Origin of the sequence: Terribacillus aidingensis (assembly GCF_040703035.1) — a bacterium.
In the GTDB taxonomy this organism is placed as follows: Bacteria; Bacillota; Bacilli; order Bacillales; family Amphibacillaceae; genus Terribacillus.
On the sequence record NZ_CP159996.1, the window covers coordinates 2,190,627 to 2,215,629 of the forward strand.

22 protein-coding genes are annotated in these 25,003 nt (G+C 45.0%); 2 read left to right on the forward strand and 20 right to left on the reverse strand.

From position 1 onward, the window contains the following. Positions 1–91 precede the first annotated feature (91 nt). Entirely contained in the window at positions 92–583 is a 492-nt protein-coding gene (locus ABXS78_RS11645) for a DUF1648 domain-containing protein (RefSeq protein WP_366247368.1), read from the forward strand. 174 nt (positions 584–757) lie between these two features. Here the strand turns inward: ABXS78_RS11645 and thrS are convergent, their stop codons facing one another. The 17 genes from thrS to ABXS78_RS11730 form a co-directional block, all read right to left on the reverse strand. Further along, a complete protein-coding gene (gene thrS / locus ABXS78_RS11650; RefSeq protein WP_366247369.1) occupies positions 758–2,704 on the reverse strand; it encodes a threonine--tRNA ligase in 1,947 nt (648 codons plus the stop codon). Positions 2,705–3,024: 320 nt separating this feature from the next. After that, positions 3,025–3,834, reverse strand: a complete 810-nt coding sequence (gene ytxC / locus ABXS78_RS11655) for a sporulation protein YtxC (RefSeq protein WP_366249929.1) — start codon at positions 3,832–3,834, stop codon at positions 3,025–3,027. 110 nt (positions 3,835–3,944) lie between these two features. Next, a complete protein-coding gene (dnaI, locus tag ABXS78_RS11660) occupies positions 3,945–4,880 on the reverse strand; it encodes a primosomal protein DnaI (RefSeq protein WP_095222190.1) in 936 nt (311 codons plus the stop codon). Positions 4,881–4,905: 25 nt separating this feature from the next. Beyond that, positions 4,906–6,270 carry a DnaD domain protein gene (locus ABXS78_RS11665; RefSeq protein WP_366247370.1) on the reverse strand — a complete coding sequence of 455 codons (1,365 nt, stop codon included), beginning with the start codon at positions 6,268–6,270 and terminating at the stop codon, positions 4,906–4,908. 29 nt (positions 6,271–6,299) lie between these two features. Continuing rightward, entirely contained in the window at positions 6,300–6,764 is a 465-nt protein-coding gene (nrdR, locus tag ABXS78_RS11670) for a transcriptional regulator NrdR (RefSeq protein WP_095222186.1), read from the reverse strand. A gap of 142 nt (positions 6,765–6,906) precedes the next feature. Continuing rightward, positions 6,907–8,142, reverse strand: a complete 1,236-nt coding sequence (gene fabF, locus ABXS78_RS11675) for a beta-ketoacyl-ACP synthase II (protein WP_366247371.1) — start codon at positions 8,140–8,142, stop codon at positions 6,907–6,909. A gap of 157 nt (positions 8,143–8,299) precedes the next feature. Further along, positions 8,300–8,674 carry an adenosylmethionine decarboxylase gene (speD, locus tag ABXS78_RS11680; RefSeq protein WP_038562156.1) on the reverse strand — a complete coding sequence of 125 codons (375 nt, stop codon included), beginning with the start codon at positions 8,672–8,674 and terminating at the stop codon, positions 8,300–8,302. Between the two features lie 235 nt (positions 8,675–8,909). Beyond that, positions 8,910–9,941, reverse strand: coding sequence for a glyceraldehyde-3-phosphate dehydrogenase (locus tag ABXS78_RS11685; RefSeq protein WP_366247372.1), 1,032 nt, complete (start codon positions 9,939–9,941; stop codon positions 8,910–8,912). Positions 9,942–10,040: 99 nt separating this feature from the next. After that, positions 10,041–10,646 carry a dephospho-CoA kinase gene (gene coaE / locus ABXS78_RS11690; protein ID WP_366247373.1) on the reverse strand — a complete coding sequence of 202 codons (606 nt, stop codon included), beginning with the start codon at positions 10,644–10,646 and terminating at the stop codon, positions 10,041–10,043. 14 nt (positions 10,647–10,660) lie between these two features. Next, the gene (gene mutM / locus ABXS78_RS11695) at positions 10,661–11,485 is read right to left on the reverse strand and encodes a DNA-formamidopyrimidine glycosylase (RefSeq protein ID WP_366247374.1); all 825 of its coding nucleotides are present in this window, start codon (positions 11,483–11,485) and stop codon (positions 10,661–10,663) included. A 21-nt stretch (positions 11,486–11,506) separates the two neighbouring features. Beyond that, positions 11,507–14,143: a DNA polymerase I gene (gene polA / locus ABXS78_RS11700; RefSeq protein ID WP_366247375.1), complete on the reverse strand. Its 2,637-nt coding sequence runs from the start codon at positions 14,141–14,143 to the stop codon at positions 11,507–11,509. A gap of 91 nt (positions 14,144–14,234) precedes the next feature. Next, complete coding sequence (pnpS, locus tag ABXS78_RS11705) at positions 14,235–15,608, reverse strand: two-component system histidine kinase PnpS (RefSeq protein ID WP_366247376.1); 1,374 nt, start codon at positions 15,606–15,608, stop codon at positions 14,235–14,237. Beyond that, the gene (locus ABXS78_RS11710; RefSeq protein WP_095222174.1) at positions 15,608–16,303 is read right to left on the reverse strand and encodes a response regulator transcription factor; all 696 of its coding nucleotides are present in this window, start codon (positions 16,301–16,303) and stop codon (positions 15,608–15,610) included. The genes pnpS and ABXS78_RS11710 overlap by 1 nt, the downstream gene beginning before the upstream one ends. Before the next feature lie 133 nt (positions 16,304–16,436). Next, positions 16,437–17,375 carry a malate dehydrogenase gene (mdh, locus tag ABXS78_RS11715; protein ID WP_095222172.1) on the reverse strand — a complete coding sequence of 313 codons (939 nt, stop codon included), beginning with the start codon at positions 17,373–17,375 and terminating at the stop codon, positions 16,437–16,439. A 21-nt stretch (positions 17,376–17,396) separates the two neighbouring features. After that, the gene (icd, locus tag ABXS78_RS11720) at positions 17,397–18,668 is read right to left on the reverse strand and encodes an NADP-dependent isocitrate dehydrogenase (protein WP_366247377.1); all 1,272 of its coding nucleotides are present in this window, start codon (positions 18,666–18,668) and stop codon (positions 17,397–17,399) included. A 73-nt stretch (positions 18,669–18,741) separates the two neighbouring features. Continuing rightward, complete coding sequence (gene citZ / locus ABXS78_RS11725) at positions 18,742–19,860, reverse strand: citrate synthase (RefSeq protein ID WP_366247378.1); 1,119 nt, start codon at positions 19,858–19,860, stop codon at positions 18,742–18,744. A 173-nt stretch (positions 19,861–20,033) separates the two neighbouring features. Next, positions 20,034–20,498: a DUF441 domain-containing protein gene (locus tag ABXS78_RS11730; RefSeq protein WP_095220157.1), complete on the reverse strand. Its 465-nt coding sequence runs from the start codon at positions 20,496–20,498 to the stop codon at positions 20,034–20,036. Between the two features lie 49 nt (positions 20,499–20,547). Here ABXS78_RS11730 and ytvI point away from each other — a divergent pair, with 49 nt between their 5' ends. Next, positions 20,548–21,666 carry a sporulation integral membrane protein YtvI gene (ytvI, locus tag ABXS78_RS11735; RefSeq protein WP_366247379.1) on the forward strand — a complete coding sequence of 373 codons (1,119 nt, stop codon included), beginning with the start codon at positions 20,548–20,550 and terminating at the stop codon, positions 21,664–21,666. On the opposite strand, the gene ABXS78_RS11740 is transcribed toward ytvI, so the two are convergent. The 3 genes from ABXS78_RS11740 to pfkA form a co-directional block, all read right to left on the reverse strand. Beyond that, entirely contained in the window at positions 21,663–22,055 is a 393-nt protein-coding gene (locus ABXS78_RS11740; RefSeq protein ID WP_366247380.1) for an FxsA family protein, read from the reverse strand. The two genes, ytvI and ABXS78_RS11740, sit on opposite strands and share 4 nt — an antisense overlap. Positions 22,056–22,155: 100 nt before the next feature. Then, positions 22,156–23,916: a pyruvate kinase gene (pyk, locus tag ABXS78_RS11745; RefSeq protein ID WP_366247381.1), complete on the reverse strand. Its 1,761-nt coding sequence runs from the start codon at positions 23,914–23,916 to the stop codon at positions 22,156–22,158. Between the two features lie 33 nt (positions 23,917–23,949). Next, a complete protein-coding gene (gene pfkA, locus ABXS78_RS11750) occupies positions 23,950–24,909 on the reverse strand; it encodes a 6-phosphofructokinase (RefSeq protein ID WP_095222160.1) in 960 nt (319 codons plus the stop codon). Positions 24,910–25,003 lie beyond the last annotated feature (94 nt).

The following is a 25,003-nucleotide window of genomic DNA, read 5'->3' on the forward strand; positions in this document are numbered from 1 at the left end:
CTTCAGATGCTGACAACCTCCCCTTTTAAAATAATATAGCTGGAACTTATTCCCCCACTGTTCCGTACATAAACTAAGGGGTGATAAATATATGCAAAAACAGCTCAACATACCGAAAACCCGCGGCGAAAAAGCCTGGGATATCATCGGAATCAGCGGATATATTGCTACCGTCCTTTTCTTGATCATAATCTGGCGCCAGCTGCCTGAACAAGTGCCTCTCCATATGGGTCTGACCGGTCACGTTGACGACTGGGCGGCAAAAGAAAGCCTGCTTCTCCTCCCCGCACTCAGTATCATTATGTTCACTCTTTTACACCAATTGGGGAAATATCCTCATATACACAATTACCCGAAACGACTGAATGAAGATAACGCGGCAGCATTTTATCAGCTTAGCCAAAAAATGCTCAATAGGGTGAAGAATATTTGTGTACTGGTCTTTTGCTTCATTGAATTGGAATTCAGTATGATCGCTTTAGGCTGGATTGATGATGGTCACGCCTGGATATTGATCATCATCTTGCTCGCTGTTTTATATCCTATCGTAGAGGGTATGTTGAAGCAGCGTAAAATAAAGTGAACTCTATCAAGCATATCAGGAAAGTGTCTTGGCCAAATAAAAAGCCATTCCTGTACTAATAATGACAGTCATGAAAAGTGAAAACCTTTTCCTCTATGCCTATTTAGTCGCTCCATATACCTTAGTAAACAAAAAAATCCTTCCACCACTTTAGTGATGAAAGGATTTTTTCTGTTATTTACGCAGTATGCGCTGAGCTACTTCTTCTTTTATATCCGCAACGAAAGCTTTCAGATCTTTCGTATCAGATTGTTTCTCTCCATAACGGCGGATGTTTACGGCTTGGTCGCTCACTTCCTGGTCACCGACGACAATCTGGAACGGAATCTTCTGTACTTGTGCTTCGCGGATCTTATAACCCATCTTTTCGTCACGCTCATCCACTTGTACACGGATACCTTCCATACGCAAAGCATCCTCTACTTGGCGTGCGTATGCCAAGTGTGCTTCAGGAGAAACCGGGATGATTTTCGCTTGGACTGGTGCAAGCCATGTTGGGAAGGCACCTTTGTACTCTTCGATCAAGAAAGCAACGAAACGTTCCATAGTCGATACAACACCACGGTGGATAACGACTGGACGATGTTCTTTACCATCTTCACCGATATAAGTCAGATCAAAACGCTCTGGCAAGTGGAAGTCCAATTGAACAGTAGACAATGTTTCATCTTTACCAAGAGCAGTCTTCACCTGTACGTCCAGCTTCGGACCATAGAATGCTGCTTCGCCTTCTGCTTCCACATAGTCAAGTTCAAGATCTTCCATTGTTTCTTTCAGCATCGCTTGTGCTTTATCCCACATTGCATCATTGTCAACATATTTTTCTTTGTCTTCAGGATCACGATAAGAAAGACGGAAGGAATAATCATCGATACCGAAGTCTTTGTACACAGCTTGTACAAGTTTCACAACGCGGATGAACTCATCTTTCAATTGATCCGGACGCGCGAAAATATGTGCATCATTCAATGTCATCGCACGAACACGCTGCAAGCCGGCAAGAGCACCAGACATTTCATGGCGATGCATTGTTCCGAGCTCTGCGATACGGATCGGCAGGCTGCGGTAGCTGTGCAATTCATTTTTATACACCATCATATGGTGCGGGCAGTTCATCGGACGAAGAACTAGGTCTTCATTATCCATTTCCATCGGCGGGAACATATCATCTTTATAATGGTCCCAGTGTCCGCTAGTTTTATAAAGCTCTACACTGCCCAGGACTGGAGTATACACATGATCATAGCCAAGTTTTTCTTCCAAGTCGACGATGTAGCGTTCAATTGTTCGGCGGATTGTCGCACCTTTTGGCAGCCAAAGCGGCAGACCTTGTCCGACTTTCTGGGATACTGTGAACAATTCCAATTCTTTTCCTAGTTTACGGTGGTCACGTTCTTTTGCTTCCTCAAGCATTTTCAAATGATGATCCAATTCATTTTTCTTTTCAAAAGCAGTACCATAAATACGCTGTAGCATTTGGTTGTCACTGTTGCCTCTCCAGTAGGCCCCTGAAATGCTAAGCAGCTTGAACACTTTGATTTTGCCTGTAGATGGTACGTGGATACCGCGGCAAAGATCGAAGAATTCGCCTTGCTCGTAGATTGTTACATCTTGATCTTCTGGAATGGCATCGATTAATTCCAATTTCAACTCATCGCCAATTTCAGAGAACATAGCTTTTGCTTCATCACGGCTGACAACTTTACGGACGATCGGAAGGTTGGCATCAACGATTCGCTGCATCTCTTTTTCAATCTTCGGAAGATCCTCGGGTGTGATGCTAGCCTCCAAGTCCATATCATAATAGAAGCCATTTTCAATTACGGGACCTACACCGAATTGCACTTTGCCGTACAAGCGTTTTACTGCCTGTGCAAGCAAATGCGCAGCAGAGTGGCGCATAATTTCTACACCTTGCTCCTGCTTAAGTGTGACGATTTCGATTGCACCGCCATTAGGAAGCGGTGTACGCAGATCATATGCAACGCCGTCAACATTGACTGCGATAGCCTGCTTCTTCAAACCTGATGAAATGGAAGCTGCGATATCCTCGCCAGTTGTTCCAGCAGGGAACTCTTTCTTTGCTCCATCCGGGAAAATGATTTCTAATACATCTGCCATTATTCTTTCCTCCTAAATTATAAAAAGCCCGTCCCTTTGCACAAAGTTTGTGCAAAGGGACGAGCGTTTGTCTCGTGGTTCCACCCTAATTCCCGGTAAAAATACCGACTCAAGAATCTGTAACGTAGATAAGACGCTGCCGGTTTTCTTTCGTCCCCCGACAGAGCTGTAAAAGGTGGTAACAGTAAAGCGTATGCAGGAAGCTTCCAGCCTAGGCTCCCCTCTCTTCAGTGCAAACGGATTTTACTATCATGTCCTTTATTGTCGCTTTTTCATATAAGGTAAGTATAAGCGCTGAATCGGGAAAATGCAAGGACATGCTAAAACATGGAGAAAGGAAATTGATGTAAAGGAAGGTATGTGGCTCTTTCCTGGAAAATATTGATGACAGTCAGTGTCTTCGGTTCAGATGGGTAGTCACCATACAAGTAAATTCGCCGTGGTGACATGGCAATCAATGGTGTCAGATTTTTTTCTTGTTTGCCGATACCAGCCAAGAACAGCGGTTCTTCCTCAGCAAGCGAATGGATTTCCTCAGCAGAATAGCAGGTTCCGTCTTCCTTGTAGAAGGAGAAATCACGTCCTTGTATGACATGGATCGCTTCCATTCCTATTGGCTTTTTGCCAACATATTCCCGCAGAGATTCCACGTATAGCTGATATTCTTCTTCACGCTTGTACTCATCTATCGCTTCACCGACTACGTCCATCAATGCTTCTCTGTATGCAGTGCTGCGGAATTGGATGACAGCGTCATAGAAAATCCTGATGTGCTTGGCAGCAATTTCTTGGAAACTCTGAGTAATTTGCTGTCGAGGCAAACTCGGCTCTTTTGCTTCTTCATACATGTCACCTACGAGAATCGTATGTGTTAATTCTGCTATACGTTTTATCGCTTCTTCGTCCTTATAATAATAAACTTCTTTCACAATTTGCTCGATCCATTCTGTCTCTCGATGATGAAGAAACGTTTCTACTAAGGCGATTGCAATCCGCCGGTGATAGCCATCATGAATTGTCGCTTCAAAGCCCCAACGGTCATCTTCATCCACATACACCTGTTTCGTTCCCTCCAGCATAGCCAGGCACGAACAGAATGTATCCATTTCTTTTTTTGATTTGATAAACACTTTACGCAATATCAACCACCCTCGCCACTATCAACTGTTACATTATATGGGCGGAGAATGGAAATATGAGTTGAAAAAAAGACAAGCCGTTCTCAGGCTTGTCTTTCAGATCAATCGTTTCTTCTATTTTTGCCGAACAACGGTACTTCGGTGGCAACACGCTTAATACGCTCCATGATTCTGCCTGCTTTCACTCGTTCCACATCACCCCGATTAGTCGTGGCAATCTGCTGCTCCAGCTGGGCAATGGAATAGTTGGACGTAAAGAAGACTGGCAGCCTTTCCATCATACGGTAATGAAGGATGGAACCGAGTATCTCGTCCCTGAACCAAGCGGATTGGGATTCGGCGCCAATATCGTCCAGCATGAGCACTGGAGTCTTCTTGAACAGCTCGACTTTCTCATTCACCGAATCATCTTTCAGGGAAGCTTTCATTTCCCTTACAAACTCAGGCATATAGATAAGCATACTGGAAATATTTCTTTCGGCCAGATAGTTAGCAATGGCACCAAGGAAATAGGTCTTTCCTACGCCGAACGGCCCATAGAAATACAACCCTTTTTCAGGAATGGTATCGCCTGTCTGCTGCAGGAACTGCAATGTCTTCAAAATTGCCTGCTGACGTTCTGCATCGCCATGATCAAGCATTTCTGTCGACGCTTCCAGTATATCCTTTGGCATGTACAAGCTGTTGATCCGTGACTGCTGCTTCTCCCGTTCCTCCTGCTGAAGGCGGGTATGGCATTTATCATATGCCAGACGGATGACATTTCCATCCACCTCAAGCGACGGCGTATAGCCATTAAGGATATTCCGGCATTCCCCAAGTGAAGGACAGTCCTGGCATTGCTTTGATTGTGTTGTATATTCGTAAAGACGCATCAGATTCCTCTGGATATCCTGCTCTGTCAGCTGCGGATTTGCTTCCAACACCGCTTTGACTTCCGGATCCTGTCTTACCTGCTGCTGCATGCGCTCGAAGTTTTCTTTAAAATTACTGTTTTCCTGCATCCATTTCCGTAAAGATGCTTGAATGGGTTCCATACGTGCACCCCCTTCCTGCTATCAGTCAAACATGCCGCTTATTTTCATTGAACTGTTTGAGCAATTGCGCTACATCCGCATCAGGCACAGCTGCAGCGCTGGGAGCTTCTGCCTTGCCCTTTTGATCGAACCATTCCGGTACAACCTCCGCACGGCCTGAAGTTTTTCTTCTTGCTCCCGATTGATTCGTGCTGTTTGTCGTATTCCATGGCTGATTGCTGCTTTTGGCAAGCTCCATCGCTTCTCTTACTGTACTTACTTTTTTACGAGCCCAATGGGCTGCAATCTTCTCCATATATGCTTTCGACAGCTTCATATCAGATTTGAGCAGCACATAGTACACCAGCACATTCATGATGCCAGGTGACATCCCCTGTTCAGACATGACGTCACGGATCACCTTCAAGTCTGAAGCAGCTGCTGTCCCGTTTCCGGATATATCCTCTAATAGCTGTTTCGGTGATATGGTCTCAAGTATCTGAATGAGCTGCTCCTGCTTGGTGGTAGCCTGTTTGTCCGTTTCCTGTTTGGATTCCTTTTGCACAAGTTCCATAACCTTTGTGTCGTTAGTTTTTGGACGTGCTAAAAATAAATCGTGACAAGCAGATTTGAATTCTGCCGGATTCAGCTCATGCTCATCCGAGACAGCCCAAAGCAATGCTTTGTCAAGTTCCGGTGAGGTGAGGCTGTACAAGACAGCCATCGATTCGAGCAGCTTTTGGTTTCGAGGAGTAAGAATCACTTCCGGATCTAGCATACGCTGCTTCAATGATTGGCGAAGCCAGTCAAAATCGACTACTTCTGTTTCAATGGAAGGTCCTCGCTTTGCATCCGCAACCGGCTTTGCGGCTGTCTTTCTTGGCTGAACAGCATGCTTAGTCAAATTCTTCGCTGAAAAAACAGCTTCAAACGATGCCGTAACTTCCTCCATCGTCTCAGGCAAATCTTCTTCTTTAATAAAGAGAGCTTTCATTTGCTGGAATCTGCTTTCGCCTAATTCGTGATACAGCAGCTGGGATAGCATGTCATCTTGGAAAAATGCATCTGGTGTAAACGGTGCATACAAATCGTATGTATACAAATTCTGTTCCCCAGAATTTTGATACGTCCGGATGAGCCCGATTGCTTCCAGCTGCAGTCTTGCTTCATATAATTGATCCATCGGCATGTCCAGCAGCGTCATAAGCATATGATGGGTCTGCGGTTCACATGTGCCATGATGCAGGAGATAATCATTGACCAGTGTCTGATATAAGGTCACTGCCCGTATCCCGAGCAGCGGCTGATACAGATGCGTCAGGGCTGCTGAATATGTTTCCGGAAGTACTGCTCTCATCCGGAGCTGATAACCATCAGCTGGCAGAAGTTTCCCGATATGCTGACTGTTCATACTATCTGTCCTTTCCTTCTTGCAAACTATTACTCTTTCTTATCGGTTTTGATCAAGTCCTTCAATTCTTCCAGGAAGACACTGATATCTTTGAATTGCCGGTAAACAGATGCGAAACGTACATACGCCACTTCATCCACTTCAGACAGACGTTCCATGACCATCTCGCCGATTTCTTTGCTTTGTACTTCAGATGTTCCGCTGTTACGCAGTTCCTTCTCAACTTCTGCTACAATATGTTCAATCTGCTCCAGCGCAACCGGGCGTTTCTCACACGCCTTGATCAACCCGCGCAAAAGCTTCTCTTTACTGAATTCTTCCCGCGTTCCTTCTTTTTTAACAACAATCAATGGTGTTGCTTCAATACGTTCGAACGTTGTGAAGCGAAAAGCGCAGTCTTCGCATTCCCTGCGTCGCCGGATGGAACGCCCTTCCTCGATGGGACGGGAGTCTAGTACTTTTGTGCTTTTATATTGGCAGTTTGGACATCTCATGCCGATCCACCCCATTACTTCCGCGAACCTCGACAGGCTTCGCGCATTTGCGACACTTTTGCATCGTCTTTTTCCTATTCTACCATGATTCAAGAGAAAAATCGAAGCGTTCTTGGACCCAACAAAAAAAGGCAGCCGAGGGCTACCCTTTCCATTTTTGCAGTGCAAGCACCGCATTATGTCCGCCGAAACCGAAACCATTCGACAGAGCAACTGACAGTTCCTTTTCAACTGCTTCGTTCGGAACATAAGACAAATCGCAATCAGGATCAGCATCCCGATAATTAATCGTTGGAGGTACAATGCCATCTTGCAGGGCTTTCAAGGTGATGATCGCTTCTACAGCTCCTGCAGCACCAAACAGATGCCCAGTCATTGATTTTGTCGAACTGATCAGCAAGTCACTTGCGTTATCTCCAAATACTTCCTTGATTGCTTTCGTTTCTGTTTTATCTCCCTCAGGAGTGCTTGTAGCGTGCGCATTTATGTAATCCACGTCTCCAAGCTCTAAGTCAGCCATTTGCATCGCCAGCTTCATTGCGCGTGCAGGACCAAGATAGTTAGGCGATGTAATGTGATGCGCATCCGTAGTCGACCCGTATCCAACAATTTCGCCAAGGATGACTGCGCCACGCTTTTGTGCATGCTCCAGCTCTTCCAGTACAAGAATACCCGCACCTTCTGACATGACGAACCCATCGCGGTTTGCATCGAATGGCGAGCTTGCAGTTAGAGGTGAATCATTTTGCGTACTCATTGCCCGCATTTTCGTAAATCCGGCATAAGCGAAAGGTGTAATAGATGCTTCTGCTCCTCCAGCAAGAATGGCATCCGCATAACCATGCTTAATATTCAGGAATGCTTCCCCGATTGCATGATTCCCAGTTGCACAAGCAGATACAGGTGCAAAGCTAGGGCCACTGAAGCCCGTCTTGATCGAAACAATTCCTGCAGCCATGTTGCTGATCATCATCGGTACCATGAATGGTGAAACACGTCTGGGACCTTTTTCAAGCATCGTTGCATGATTGTTCAATATTGTGTTTACGCCGCCAATACCAGAACCGATGTAAATACCGACACGTTCAGGATTTACGGTCTCCGCTGACAGATTGGCTTGCTCCATCGCCTGTACAGCAGCACCATAAGCAAACTGACTATACAAGTCATAGCGTTCAATTTCTTTTTTGTCCAAATACTGCTCCGGATCAAATCCGCTGGCAGTTCCGCCGATTTGTGAAGCTATCCCGGCAAATTTCTCCGGATCCAGCTTTTTGATACCGGATTCCCCAGCTTTAATATTATTCCAGAATGTCTCTACATCCGAGCCAAGCGGTGTAACAGCACCATATCCTGTAACTACGACACGTCTATTCAAAAACATACCTTCTTTCTAGCAGTAACTATTAGTACCTGCTATTATATCGGAAGTGAAACTAAAATGCGACCATAAGCTATGTTTCCCTTATGTAGGCTTGAGATACAACATTAAAAAAACCCTGATCCTAAAAGGAACAGGGTTGGTTATCTTGGTATTAATGTGATTTAGGCTGTACTGCCACAGGACCCATGCCCCGCGGAAGCTCTGCTTTTTCACAAGTTTTAGCTTCAAGCGCGTCAATGATATAATCAGTCGCTACGTTCGGGTCAATGATGTTACCGCAAGTGTAAACATCAATGCTGGCATAGCCATGTTCCGGAAAACTGTGAATTGTCAGATGCGACTCAGAGATGATGACCACTCCGCTTACGCCATGCGGCGCAAATTTGTGGAAGGCTACCTCCCGTACTTCAGCTCCTGATTTCAATGCTGCATCTACGAAGATTTGCTCGATCAGCTGCATGTCGTTCAGTTTTTCTGTATTACAATCCCATAGTTCCGCTATAACATGTCTTCCCATTGTATCCAATGTGTTTCCCCCTTTGAATATTTACCTAAAAAATAAATGCGTGAATTGCCACGGGGGAAAGTTAGTCCAAAGAGGTCCTAACCCTTTAAGCAGTCACTTGCTGCATAGATTCTTTAGGAAAACAGTTTTGACATCATGCTTGTATGCAGTAAAGAATGCATGCAAAAAGTAGTATATAGTGTTTGTACTTGTTTGGCAAGCATACGTCCAAAATAATTCAAAGCGGGAGTTTTACTTAGATGACTTCTGCTCCATCTGCCTTTAGAAGACTGCTGCCGACAAGCTGTGCCAAATCGACGACGCGGCAGGAATAACCCCATTCATTATCGTACCAAGCAATAACTTTTATTTTCTTTTCTTCCATAACGATCGTAGATAAGCCATCAATTGTAGCCGATTGCGCTGTCGTCGTATAATCGATACTGACCAATGGCTCTTCATTATAAGAGATAATACCTCTCATGTCAGTTTCTGCCGCTGTTCGGAACGCATCATTGACTTGTTCTGCAGTTACGGATTCTTCCACATCCACCACAAGATCAACAAGCGAGACATTTGGAGTCGGAACACGCAATGCCATGCCGTGTAGCTTCCCCTTCAGATGCGGCAGTACTTCCGCGAGTGCTTTAGCAGCTCCTGTTGTCGTCGGAATGATCGATTGTGTACAGCCTCTGGCTCTGCGCAAATCTTTGTGCGGATTGTCGATATTCTTCTGATCATTCGTGAAGCTATGAACCGTCGTCATCAGACCGTTTTTAATCGTGAACCGTTCATCCAGTACTTTAACAACAGGTGCCAGGCAGTTCGTCGTACAGGAAGCATTGGAAACGACATGATGCAATTCACTTTCATATATCCGATCATTTACACCCATCACGATCGTTGCATCCACATTTTTTCCTGGAGCTGTAATGACAACCTTTTTCGCACCTGCATCCAAGTGCAGAGATGCTGATTCCTGTGAACAGAACTTCCCCGTTGCTTCGATGACGACATCAACCTCAAGTTCTTTCCATGGGAGCTGTGCTGGATTCCGTTCCCCTATGACGCGTATCGTTTTTCCTTCATAAACAATTGAACCTGCTTCTGCGGAAATGTCAGCATCTAAATTACCGTGCACACTGTCATAGCGGAGAAGATGGGCCAGTGTTTCCGCTGGATAAGAAGCATTCACTGCCACAATTTCCAAATCAGGCATTTCCATTGCTCGTCTGCAAACCAATCTGCCAATTCTGCCAAATCCATTAATCGCGATACGTGTTGTCATTATACTGCCTCCTCTAATGTGTCACACTATATATTAATTTATTGATATTAGTATAACATATTAAAAGATAAATGCGAATAAAAAAAGGAGCCCTTTCTGTCAGGCTCCTTCCTTAATGTTCCAAGATACTAAAAGCTGCTCCAGCTGCGCTCTCGTTTCTTCCCTGCTGCCATTATTATCAATGATTGCATCCGCTCTGGCAGCTTTGGCTGCCAAAGACATTTGACTGTTGATCCGATCCAATGCTGCTTGCTCAGTTAAATCATTTCGCTGCATCAGTCTATGCAGCTGTATTTGCGGATCGACATGCACAACAACTATCTTTTCAACTAAATGCAATTGATTGCCTTCAAATAATAATGGTATATCAAGGACAACGGCTGGATGATCGACTTTAAGACGATCTCGCTCAGCTGTCATCCTTTCCCTGACAACAGGATGTACGATACCATTGAGAATCTCACGCTTCTCTTGATCCTGAAAGATGATTCCGCCTAGCTTCTGCCGGTCAAGTGATCCGTCAGCAAGCAGGATATCATTGCCGAATGCTTCAACGATACTAGCCAAAGCAGGCTCACCAGGCTCAACTACTTCGCGAGCGACTATATCCGCATCAACAACCGGGATATTATATTCCTTGAACAAGTCGCTCACAGTACTTTTTCCAGATGCTATACCGCCAGTCAGTCCAATCACAGTACTCAAGATCAAGCCCTCCTTTACTTCTGACAGGAAGTGCAGATATGTGTGCCTCTCCCGCCTACTTTAATCTTGATGATTTCCCTTCCGCAATTCGGGCATGGTGTGCCGTTCTGGCCATATACGAGCAGCTGCTGCTGGAACGTCCCAATCTTTCCTTGGCTGTTCACATAGCTGCGGATAGTGCTGCCGCCTTTTTCGACTGCTTCCAGCAATGTCTCAGCGGCTGCTTGCTGAATACGAACCAATTCCATGTCTTGCATTGAACTGCCTCGTCGCTCTGGGTGTATTCCTGCTTTAAACAATGTCTCATCAACATAAATATTACCCAGACCAGCAACTACCGTCTGGTCCAGCAAAATATTCTTGATCATCCTGCTGCTTCGCTGTACCTTTTCCTTGAAATAATCCAGTGTGAAGCTTTCATCAAAAGGCTCTGGTCCAACCAAGGTAAGCGGAGGCGTATCATTTTCCTGCCCTTCCGTGAACAGGTGCATCGTACCGAACTTGCGGACATCGTTATAACGCAGCTGTTCGCCATTCGTCAGCTGGAAGATAACGTGGGTATGCTTGTCGGAAGGCTCTTCTTCGGGCTTGACGGAGAACTTCCCTTCCATCCGCAAATGGGATACAAGTACATCCCCATCCAAGTAAAACAGGAGAAACTTTCCTTTTCGTCCTATTGAACGAAACGTCTGCCCTTTCAGCCGCTCGATGAAGGCTTCCACACCTTCATCGAATTTAATGATTTTATGCCAGCGGACCGTGATATCTTTAATCGTCTTGCCGACGACGAGCTGTTCCAATGTCCTTCTTGCTGTTTCTACCTCTGGTAATTCCGGCATTCCTTGTCCTTCTTTCCGTGCTTATTTCGCGTCGTACCATGTTTTGCCGTATGCGTATTCCACTTTCAGCGGTACATCCAGCTCCACAGCGTGTTCCATGACATCAGGTACAACTTCTTTTAATTTCTCTAGTTCCGATTCTGGTGCTTCCAGAATCAGCTCATCGTGCACCGAAAGCAAAAGCTTCGCTTCCATCTGTTCCGCTTCTAGGCGTTCTGCCAAATCAATCATCGCTTTTTTGATGATATCAGCTGCACTGCCCTGGATCGGAGTATTCATCGCTGTCCGTTCAGCAAAGCTCCGCACATTGAAGTTCCGGCTGGTCAGATCCGGCAGATAGCGCCTGCGATTCATGAGCGTCGTTACAAAGCCTTTCTGTTTGGCATCCTGGACGATATCTTCCATATACGTTTTTACACCAGAGAAGCTCTTGAGATAGCGGTCGATGAACTGCTGCGCTTCCTTACGTGTGATACCAAGACTTTGGGATAACCCATAATCACTGATTCCATAGACGATACCAAAATTGACTGCCTTCGCTTGGCGGCGCATGTTGCTGGTAATATCTTTCTCTTCGACATGGAAAACGTCCATTGCTGTCCTGCTGTGGATATCCATATCTTCATTGAATGCCTCGATCAATTTTTCATCTTGAGCGATATGCGCTAAAACCCGGAGCTCAATCTGAGAATAGTCTGCCGCAAAGATAACGGAATTCTCCTTGGACGGAACAAAGGCCTGTCTGATCTTACGGCCTTCCTCCAGACGGATCGGTATGTTCTGCAGGTTCGGCTCCGTTGAGCTCAAGCGGCCTGTCTGCGTCAAGGCTTGATTGAAACGAGTATGGATCTTGTTCGTGTCTTTATCCACTACTTTCAAAAGCCCTTCAATGTACGTAGATTGCAGCTTTCCTAATTGGCGGTACAAAAGCAGCTGCTGAATGATCTCATGCTGATCCGCAAGCTGTTCCAGTACATCTGCTGATGTGGAATAACCTGTTTTCGTTTTCTTGATGACCGGTAAGCCTAGCTTTTCGAAAAGAATCGGTCCCAGCTGTTTCGGTGAATTGAGATTAAATTCTTCGCCAGCAAGCTCGTACACTTTTTGTTCGATTTCCGATAATCTGCCGCCTAGTTCTTCTTTCATTTCTTTGATACGCTCTACATCGACCTGCACACCTAGGTATTCCATTTCTCCGAGGATGGTGGCAAGCGGCAGTTCTAAGTTACGGAATAATTCAAGCTGCTCGTTCTCCGACAGCTTTGCTTCTGCCTCTGGCTTAAGCTGGTATATGACCATCGCTTTTCTGGCAAGGTGCTCACTAAAGGCTTCCAAGTTCGGGACCTTCATCTTCGCGCCTTTTCCGTATACTTCTTCATCATATAAGACATCTTTTTTACCTAAACGATGCCCGATTGCTGGAATGTCGTGATGATTTTCAGATGGATTGATCAAGTAAGACGCCAATAACAAGTCAAAATCAGCATTTTCCATCGTAATACCATGATGCAGCAATGCTACGACAGACCGTTTGACATCAAAAACCCATTTTGCTTTTGTACTGTCCTCTGCCCACGCTTTGAACACATCCGATTCGTACGCAACATCTGAAGGAATGAAATAAGCTCCATTTGCATTAGCAAGACCAAAGCCTTCGATTTGAGCTGTATGATAATTATCAGTCAGCATCTCGACGACGAGTGCATCTTCTCCAGTGAACAGGTCCTCCGTGATGTTATCCACGATTGTTACATCCAACGGCGCAAGCTCTTGCGATACTTCCTCTGGTGCACCTTCTTCACCGAGTCTCCCAAGCAGCGATTGGAAGCCGAGATCTTTAAATATCGTACTTACTGCTGCAGGCTGAAATCCATCATAATTAATTTCTTCAAGACTCACTTCTATTGGCGCTTTCGTTTCAATAGTTGCGAGCTCCCGGCTCATGAATGCCGATTCTTTATTATCCGTCAGCTTCTGCTTGATGCTTTTACCTGATACATCATCCAGCTGTTCGTAAATACGATCGAGCGTTTGGAACTGCTTCAGCAATTTGACAGCAGTCTTTTGACCAACACCAGGAACTCCTGGTATATTGTCGGAGCTATCTCCCATGAGCGCTTTCATATCGATAATCTGATCAGGTGTGACCTCCATGTTTTCCAATAAAAAGTCCGGTGTATAGGAATCAATTTCGCTGATACCTTTTCTTGTAAGCTGAATAGTCGTCTTATCACTGACAAGCTGCAATAAATCCTTGTCCCCGGAAATGACTTTTATCTCGTAATCTTCCGCTTCTGCTTGCTTAGTCAATGTACCGATGATATCATCCGCCTCATATTGATTCAGCTGATAATGCTTAATAGAGAATGCATCCAGCAATTCACGCAGCAGCGGGAATTGCTCCGATAATTCAGATGGTGTCTTCTGACGGCCGCCTTTGTATTCTTTGTACGTTTCATGACGGAAAGTCGTCTTCCCAGCATCAAAGGCTACTAGCAAATGCGTCGGTTTTTCATTCTCTAAAATACGGAAGAGCATTGTAGTGAATCCATAGATAGCATTTGTATGGATACCTTTATCATTATTCAACAGCGGCAGTGCAAAAAACGCACGATAAGCGATGCTGTTTCCATCGATCAATACCAATTTATTCGTCATACATCAAACTCCTTTATCATCGTTCCTGTCTCTTTTCATTAGTTTACCATGTTTCCTTGCTGAAACAAAAAAGATCGTCCAGTGGACGATCTTAACCAAGAGCCTTTGGCAATCGAATAGAAAAAGTAGTTCCTTTATTCACTTCACTGCTTACTGTTATCGTTCCGCCATGCGCCTCAACAACATGCTTGACGATCGCGAGACCCAGTCCGGTTCCGCCAGTATTACGGCTGCGAGCTTTATCGACGCGGTAAAAACGCTCAAATACTCGATCTATTGAATCTTCCGGAATTCCAATACCAGTATCTGTTATCTCGGCAAACACAGCATCATTCGATTGTGTTACCTTGAGCTTCACCTTGCCATTTGACGGTGTATAGTTCACAGCATTATTCAGTAAATTGATGACAAGCTGCTTCAGGCGGTCTTCGTCTCCGCGCATGATAACACTGCCAGGAAGCTCCAGTTCCACTTCGATATTCTTATTGGCTGCATGCTGATCTATCATAGGCATGATGGTATCAACCATACTGCTGAAGTCGAGCCTCTCCATCCGCATCTGCAGTTCTTCTTTCTCCAGACGGGAAAGCTCTAGTAAATCCTTCACCAATGCCTGAAGGCGCTGACTTTCATTATTGATAATCGTAATAAAGCGCTCTGTAAGCTCCTTATCATCCAAAGCCCCTTCTTCAAGCAATGTTTCGGAAAAACCACGGATGGATGTGAGCGGCGTTTTCAGTTCATGCGACACATTGGCCACGAAATCCTTCCGCATCTCCTCCACACGCTTCAAATCTGTAATCTCGTAAAAAACGAGTACAGCGCCCTTCAAATCGTAGGAGTCATTGAATATAGGTGCAGCGACAATTTCGAAGAATCGCTTTTCCTTTTCGCGCTGCAATGTGAAAGCATCACGAACTTTCTCTTCATAAAGAAAGGCCTCCGAGACAACATGATGGATATTGGTTTGGGATATGGTGTCATGATATACGTGACCTATATAATCCTTGTCCTTGCCTCCGAATACGGAAAGGAACTTCCTGTTGACCAGATGCACATATCCGCGTTCATCGACTAGCATCAGACCGCTTTCCATGTTATCGATCACCGTTTCAAGCTGATCTTCCTGCATCTTCTCCAATAGCTCCAGCTCATGCAGATTGCGCGCAATCTGGTTCACAGAGCGAATCAAGCGTCCGGCATCTCCATAGAAGTTCTCGTAATTCCTTGCCTTATAGTTTCCTTTCACAAGCTCCTCTGCTACTTCGGCAGTCATGGAAACAGGCTTGATATAGCGTTCCTGCAGTCGGTATAGCACCGAAATGATCAATGCTGCTCCGATCAGCAGGGCGCTCCAAAGAATAAACCACTCAGAAGTGATTTGCATAAGGATAAAACCGATTGCCGCAAAGATCAGCAGGATGAGCGATCCATAAACGGCAATCCCATAAGAACTGCGACGCATTATTGCGGCTCCTCCATCTTATAGCCCAAGCCGCGAATCGTCTTGATATAGACAGGATGTTTGGAATCAGGTTCAATTTTTTCGCGCAAATGACTGATATGTACATCCACGATACGCGTATCTCCGACGAAGTCATAATTCCAGACCGAGCTCAGCAGCTGATCTCGTGACATGACACGCCCCTTATTTTTTGAAAGATAGAGTAAAAGTTCAAATTCCTTGCGGGTGAAGCTCAAGGATTCTCCATTTATGGACGCTTCGTATTGATCTGGGAAAATGGACAAGCCTGCAATTTTGATTTCGCCGCTTTCCATATAATTATCACTTTTATTCGTGCGTCGTAAAATAGCTTTGATCCGTGCAACTACCTCTTTCGGGCTGAAAGGCTTTGTCAGATAATCATCCGCGCCTAGCTCAAGACCAAGAACCTTGTCCAACTCCTCATCCCGAGCAGTCAGCATAAGAATCGGCGTATCAATCTGCTTCTGCCGCAGCTGCTTGCACACTTCTGTTCCATCCAGCTCCGGAAGCATCAGATCGAGCACGATCATATCATATGTATTCTGCAGCGCCTTCTGCAGTCCTGTTAAGCCATCGAAGGCTGTTTCCGTTTCGAACCCAGCTCTTTCTATATTGAATTGCAATAAAGTTACGATGGATTCTTCATCATCAACAATAAGTACTTTTTGTGCCATGGATACTAGCCCCCTCTATGCAACATCATACCGTTTTCCAACTGTAAAGTGAACCATGCCAATTCGCTTTCTCTGTTAAGAGTTTGTAAATATAAGAAAACCTATCCTAATTATAGGATAGGTTTTCTTATATTTATTGCAATACAGTCATGACTTTACGTACAGATTCAACGGATTTATCAAGCTGTGATTTTTCGTCATCTGTCAGCTCCAGCTGGATGATGTCCTCCAAGCCATTGCCGCCGATGATTGTCGGAACGCCAAGGAATAGATCGTTGTAGCCATATTCACCTTCCAGATAAGCAATGGAAGGAATAACACGGCGCTGATCTTTCAGGATAGCTTCTACCATCACGAGCAGGGATGCCGCCGGTGCGTAATACGCACTGCCGTTCCCGAGCAAATTGACGATTTCACCGCCGCCTTTTCGTGTACGTTCCACAATCGCATTGAGGCGATCTTCCGGAATCAATGTCTCAAGCGGAATTCCGCCAGCATAGGAATAACGGATAAGCGGGACCATGTCGTCTCCATGTCCGCCTAGAACAAAGCCAGTGATATCCTTGATGGAAAGGTTAAGCTCCTCCGCTACAAATGTACGGAAACGAGCTGTATCAAGGACACCGGACTGTCCGATTACACGATTACGCGGGAAACCTGATGTTTTGTATACTGTGTATGTCATTGCATCAACCGGGTTGGTCAATACGACAATGATGCTGTCCGGAGAATACTTCACAACTTGTTCAGTAACAGATTTCATGATCTTGCTGTTTGTGTTCACAAGATCATCGCGGCTCATTCCAGGCTTACGAGCGATACCCGCAGTGATGACAACCACATCGGAATCCTTCGTGTCAGCATAGTCTGAAGTGCCTTTCACATGTGCATCGAAGCCCTGCACCGGAGATGCCTCCAGCATATCCAAGGCTTTACCCTTGGTTGGATCCTCCATGTCCGGAATGTCGACTAGTACGACATCCGCAAGCTCTTTTTGTGCAATCAGGAATGCTGTTGTCGCTCCTGTAAAACCACTACCGATTACGGATACTTTTCTGCGTTTGATTGCCATGATGTTTCCTCCTTCGACACATTAGTCCATATTTTTGATCAATTCATCACCGAACTCGGACGTCTTCACTTCTGTTGCCCCGTCCATCAAGCGTGCGAAATCGTATGTGACAACTTTGGAAGCGATCGTCTTGTCCATAGCTTTTGTAATCAAATCAGCTGCTTCTCTCCAGCCAAGGTGCTCAAGCAATAGCACTCCGGAAAGGATAACAGAAGATGGGTTCACTTTATCCAGGCCAGCGTACTTCGGCGCTGTACCATGAGTCGCTTCAAAGATGGCGTGACCTGTTTCGTAGTTGATATTCGCTCCTGGAGCGATACCGATACCGCCAACTTGTGCAGCAAGAGCATCAGAAATGTAATCTCCATTCAGGTTCATCGTCGCTACTACATCAAATTCTGCAGGGCGAGTCAGGATCTGCTGAAGGAAGATATCTGCAATCGCATCTTTGATAATAATCTTACCAGCTGCTTCCGCTTCCTGCTGTGCTTTGTCAGCAGCTTCACGGCCTTGGTCTTCGGCAATCTTATCATACTGCTGCCATGTGAATACTTTGTCGCCGTATTCAGCTTCAGCAAGTTCATAACCCCAGTTCTTGAAGGCTCCTTCGGTGAATTTCATGATGTTGCCTTTATGAACCAGTGTCACACTTTTTCTGTTTTCTTGGATTGCGTAGTCAATTGCTGCGCGCACCAGTCGCTGCGTTCCTTCTTCCGATACAGGCTTAATGCCGATACCAGATGTTTCAGGGAAGCGAATATTATGTACTCCCATTTCATTCTCAAGGAAATCGATGACTTTTTTCACTTCCGGTGAACCCTTCTGCCATTCGATACCAGCATAGATATCTTCCGTATTCTCGCGGAAAATGACCATATCCGTATCCTCAGGCTTCTTCACTGGTGAAGGAACACCTTTGAAGTAGCGGACCGGACGTAAGCAAGTAAACAAATCAAGCTCTTGTCTTAGCGCTACGTTCAATGAACGGATACCGCCGCCAACCGGCGTTGTCAATGGACCCTTGATGGCAATCTTATATTCGCGGATTACATCAAGTGTTTCTTCCGGGAGCCATTCGCCTGTCTTATCGAATGCTTTCTGACCTGCATAAACTTCTTTCCACTCAATGGACTTCTCGCCTTTGTAAGCCTTATCTACAGCAGCCTCGAGTACACGGCTTGCGGCAGCCCAAATATCAGGACCTGTTCCATCTCCTTCGATGAAAGGGATGACCGGACGGTCTGGTACTTGCAGCGCTCCGTTTGTTACTGTGATTTTGTTTGCTTCAGCCATGTTCGATTCCTCCTAAATAAAATCTGATACTCTATCAGTTTAGCAAATATTTTCCTCTATGGTTGTAAAAATATTAGACTCTTTCTTCTAATGGTGTATACGTACGATGTGTTTCCCCGACATATTCTGCACGCGGACGGATCAGACGGTTGTCTGCATACTGTTCGAGGATATGTGCGATCCATCCTGAGAAACGGCTCACCGTAAAGATCGGTGTATAAAGATCATGATCGATTCCCAAGCTGTAATAGCATGTAGCAGAATAGAAATCAACGTTTGCCGGAAGGTTTTTCTCCCGCTTGACGATGTCTTCTACTTTTACGCTCATTTCATACCATTTTGTCTGACCGGATATCTCTGTCAGTTCACGGGACATTTCTTTCAGGAATTTTGCACGCGGATCACCAGATTTATAGACACGGTGTCCCATACCCATGATCTTCTCTTTGTTTGCAAATTTCTTTTCAAGATACGGTTCTACGTTGTCAATTTCACCAATGTCGAACAACATCTCCATAACTGCCTCGTTTGCTCCTCCATGAAGCGGGCCTTTCAATGCACCAATTGCTGCTGTAAGACCTGAATACATATCAGACAATGTACCGACACAGACACGTGCAGTAAATGTAGATGCATTCAATTCATGGTCAGCGTGAAGCACAAGTGCCTTATTCATCGCTTCAATCTCAATGGCACTTGGTTCTTTCTCGTTGAACATATACAGGAAATTCGCAGCATAGCTGTAATCTTCCCGCGGTGTTACTGGTTCCTGACCGGAACGGATACGAGAAAAAGTAGCAACTAGTGTTGCAATCTGTGCCTGAAGACGGATTGCCTTCTTAGCATTCGCTTCTGGTGTATTCACTTCTGCATCCTCATCGTACAAACCAAGTAGTGAAACAGCAGTGCGAAGTGCAGCCATTGGATGAACCGCTTTCAAATCACAGGATTTCAAGTGATCGATAACCGGTTCTGGAAGCTTAGCTTGCGCAGCCAATTCCCCTTTTAGCTGGGCAAGCTGCTCCTCAGTCGGCAGCTCATCATGCCATAATAAATAAATTACTTCCTCGAAACTGGAATTACTAGCAAGATCATCGATGCTATAGCCAGCATAAGTCAGTTGATCGTCGATAATCGAGCTGATCTTTGATTCTGCCGCTACAACACCTTCAAGCCCCTTAACTACTGCCATGTTAATCTCTCCCCTTTAGTAAAAGTCAAATCCATAACATGTGTAATAAAAACTTCAAGTTGCTAGATATTTGAGTGAAGCACTTTCATTATAAACATAATATAACTATTTGTGAAATGAAAACGTTTTAATTTTTTTGTTTTCTTTATTATTAGAATAATATCAATTTTTCTTTATTTAGTAAATAGTCCGACAATCTGAAATACCATATAAGCGATTCCCGCCCCTATCAGCGGACCTACCGCGACACCGTTTAATAGCACAACAGCAAGGATTGTGCCGATTACAAGCGCCACTGTCACCTGCGGATCTGAAGACATGAGGTTGACGCCGTATTTACCTAAAACCGCAACAAGAATCCCAGCTGCCAATGCTACCCAGGCATAATATGATTTCACACTTGCATATAAATCTTTGAACCCAATTTCTCCGCTTGCAATTGGGACAAGTACTGCAATTGTAAGGACGGTGATTCCGATACTTAACCCTTTGGAAGCTAGAAATGGGAACACCTTGTCATCCAGCTGCAGTACCTTAATGCCAAGCAGGACATATGCGGCAATCGTGATGGATTGGTTTTTTCCGATGATTCCTAATATAAGAATGATTACTAAAAATAATGATGATGTGTTTAACAAAATTTTTCCTCCAAACTTATTCCACTAGAAAATGAAAGGATGTGAGCTCATGCAAATGACAACACTTCACCAGTTGCTGCGATTATGTATCGTCCTTGGATCGATAGCGGGCAGTATCGCTCTCATTCTGCTGGCCGCTCCTTATGTATATCCATTTATCATTTCCGTCATCCTTGCTATTCTGATGAATCCAGCAGTACGTCTGATCGAACGGAAGACAGCCTTGAACAGGACAGCGGCAGTTGCACTTATTCTATTGATATTTTTAGGTTTCTGCCTTGCTGGCCTTGCGTTGGCAGTAAATGAAATTGCCCAAGGTGCAGCTTATCTGGCTAAGACTGTACCCGTACATTTCACTGATTTTATAGGTTATGTACAAAAACTGGCGGAGCTTTATATTGTGCCATATTATGAGCGATTGATGTCTTTTCAACAGGAATTGAATCCTGATCAGCAAAAGGCACTTGATGAGAATCTGCAAGCAGTCATTCAGCATCTGTCTGCAACACTAGGAGAAGGCATTCAGGTAGCACTGGAGGCTGTTCCTATGTTGCTCGGCAAGGCACCTCTCTATATAAGTGTTTGTATTTTTGCCTTGCTAGGCACTTTTTTCATCTGTAAGGACTGGGAAAAAATCTCTGCGTTTTTAAATAGATTTCTACCTTCACTATTGCTCTCTTCCGCCAAACAAGTAGGCAAAGGACTTAAAAAAGCATGCTTCGGATTCCTGAAAGCACAGGCTTTGCTCTTGAGTTTAACATTCGTGATCATGTGTATCGGTTTCGCTGTACTTCGCATTGAGCATCCGATTGCCACGGCTTTTTTCATTTCACTGGTTGATATTGTGCCTTATCTTGGAACAGGAATTGTCTTCGTTCCTTGGATTCTGTACAGCTTTTTGAGTGGCAATTTCTCTTTAACGATCGGACTGGCTGTGCTTTATCTTGTAATTGTGCTGCAGCGGCAGCTGATGGAACCCAATCTATTATCGGTCCAGATCGGGCTCAACCCACTCGCTACATTGATTGCTGTCTTTGCAGGATTCCAGCTGTTAGGCTTTATCGGCCTGCTTGCCGGCCCGGTACTGTTAGTCATCCTCCATACGCTTTACCATACTGGTGTTCTGCGTGTCCTCTGGCAATATATAAAATCTGGCAACCAGACTTAACGGCGATAAACACGAATCGTATTTTTCGCTATAAGTCGCATGAGCAGCGCCTGCACCCAGTACCGAAGTCTTTTTCGGGTAAACGGCAGTAAAAATAAAATACCTATAAAATCACTGAAAAAGCCAGGAAGCAGTAAAAGGAATCCACCAATCAGAATGCAAATACCGTTAAGAACTTCATCTGTCGGCGGCTGGCCATTTTGCATTTGCTCCCTTGCCCTCCTATATGTTTGGATTCCTTCGCGGCGTGCCAAAGCTACTCCAAGCAGACCTGTTGCCACGATGAGAAGGAAAAGCCATAGAAAACCGATTTCCATACCTGCCCAGATGAAAAATGTTATTTCAATGGCCGGGAACAAGATGAAAAGGAAAAGTAACGCTTTTTTCATAGACAACGCTCCATTAACTTAGAATGATTCAAGTGTACCACAGCCTTTTAAAATGAAAAAAGGAGAGGGTCTCATCCCCTCTCCTAGTCTCACTTATATCTTAAAGAACACTTGCATGACCGTCGTAAATATCACCTTTGGCTGCATCAACTGTTACAAGTGCGCCATTGGAGATTTTTGTTGTTGCTTCCGCTACACCAACAACGACCGGGATACCTAGGCTCAAGCCGACAACCGCTGCGTGGGATGTCAAACCGCCTTCTTCTACAATAAGACCGCCAGCTTTCTCAATGGCTGGCATCATGTCTTTATCTGTTCCGTACGTTACGAGAATATCTCCTGGCTGAAGAAGACGCTGCGCTTCTTCTGCATCCTTTGCAACGATAGCTTTGCCGTAGACACTGCCTTTTCCGATTCCTTGACCTTTTGCAAGGATATCACCGATAACATGTACTTTCATCAGGTTGGTTGTACCAGTTTCTCCCACAGGTACACCTGCAGCGATGATGATACGGTCTCCACGCTTGAACAAGTCAGTAGATAATCCTGTATCCACTGCAAGATCAAGCATATCATCTGTGGATTCTACACGTTCACCTGTAACTGCTTGTACACCCCATACAAGGGCTAGTCTGCGGTTTGTCGCTTCATCGAATGTAACTGCTACGATAGGAGCTTTTGGACGATACTTGGATATCATCTTAGCAGTATAACCGCTTGAAGTAGCTGTAACGATTGCGCTGACACTCAAGTTGATGGCAGTATGACCAACAGATTGGCTGATTGCATCTGTAATTGTCATATCACTTGCTTTGGAACGATCATCGAGAATCGCTTTATGGTCAAGTGCAGTCTCTGCTTTGCGAGCGATATTGTTCATCGTGCGAACAGCCTCGACAGGGTAGTTACCAGCAGCTGTTTCACCAGAAAGCATGATTGCATCTGTGCCATCAAAAATCGCATTCGCAACGTCAGATGCTTCTGCACGTGTCGGACGCGGATTGCGCTGCATGCTGTCCAGCATCTGTGTTGCAGTGATAACTGGTTTACCAGCGATGTTACATTGCTTGATCATCTCTTTTTGTGCCAATGGTACATCTTCTGCCGGGATTTCAACGCCAAGGTCACCACGTGCAACCATTAGGCCGTCACTCACCTGCAAAATGGAATCCAGGTTGTCAAAGCCTTCCTGGTTTTCGATTTTCGGGATGATTTGGATATGACCAGCTTCATGCTTCTCAAGCAATTCGCGGATCTCCAATACATCAGATGGGCGTCTTACGAAGGAAGCAGCGATGAAATCAATGCCTTGTTCGATACCGAACTGGATGTCGCTTGCATCTTTGTCTGTAATACCTGGAAGATTCACGCTGACACCTGGCACATTGACACCTTTTTTGTTTTTAAGCAATCCGGAGTTCAATGCTTTTGTTTTGATTTCATTATTCGCTTTATCGATGTCCAGTACTTCCAATTCGATCAAGCCGTCATCCAATAGAAACTTCGAGCCGACATGAACATCATTGATCAAGCCCGGATACGTTACGGAGAATCTCTCTTTAGTACCTTCCAGCTCAGTCATGCTGACAAAGATTTCGTCGCCTTTTTCGATGTTCGCTTCGCCGCCTTGCAGAACGCCAGTACGAATTTCAGGTCCTTTTGTATCCAAAAGGATAGCTACTGTTTTGCCAGTGCGTTTTGATGCTTCGCGGATATTCTTGATACGGGCGCCATGCTCCTCGAAATCTCCGTGAGAGAAGTTAAGGCGTGCAACATTCATGCCTTCTTCGATTAGCTGAACTAGTGTTTCTACGGACTCAGAAGCTGGTCCAATTGTACATACGATTTTTGTTTTTCTCATTATGAGAATCCTCCTTCAGTAGTGCAACATCTATTAAATCGATAATTCCTGGGATAGCTTATACATATCCAGATCGATTTCGTGTCTCTGGTCCAAAATTTCCAGAATGTCATGATCTACAAGTTTATTATTTTGAATTCCTACCATGCGTCCGGATTTGCCTTCAAGCAGAAGATCAACAGCGTGCGCACCTAAACGGCTTGCAAGCACGCGATCATTCGCTGTAGGCGATCCGCCCCTTTGCACATGGCCCAAAATAGTTACTCGAGTATCCATATTCGTTGCTTCCTCGATGCGTTTGCCGAACTCAAAACCACTGCCGACTCCTTCTGCAACGATGATGATACTATGTTTCTTTCCGCGTTCCTGACCGCGCTTCAGACGCTCGATTACGTCATTGAAGTCTGTTGGCTGTTCTGGAATGAGAATACTTTCAGCTCCATCAGCAAGACCTGCCCATAGGGCAATATCGCCTGCATGGCGCCCCATTACCTCGACTACGTACGTGCGCTCGTGGCTCGTAGCAGTATCGCGCACTTTATCAATTGCTTCGATAACTGTGTTTAGTGCTGTATCAAAACCGATGGTAAAGTCTGTACCTGGAATATCGTTATCGATCGTTCCTGGTACACCAATGCATGGGTAACCTTTTTGCGTCAGCTTCTCTGCTCCACGGAATGAACCGTCACCGCCAATGACAACAAGTCCCTCGATGCCAAAACGCTTCAGCTGCTCGATACCTTTATTCTGTCCTTCATCTGTCTTGAATGCTTCACAGCGTGCCGTATGGAGCACCGTACCGCCGCGCTGAATGATATCGCCGACTGATCCAAGATCCAGTTGTTTGATATTTCCATCAATCAAACCTTGATAGCCGTTATATATACCATACACTTCCAAATCATGATAAATAGCCTTTCTTACTACAGAACGGATTGCCGCGTTCATGCCTGGAGAATCTCCTCCGCTTGTTAGAACACCTATCTTTTTCATGCGCTCACCTCTAAGCAATTTCGATTATAGAACTTTTATACCCTCTCAAAGATAATCCTTATCCAGCTTATTATCAAATAAAAACATATAATTT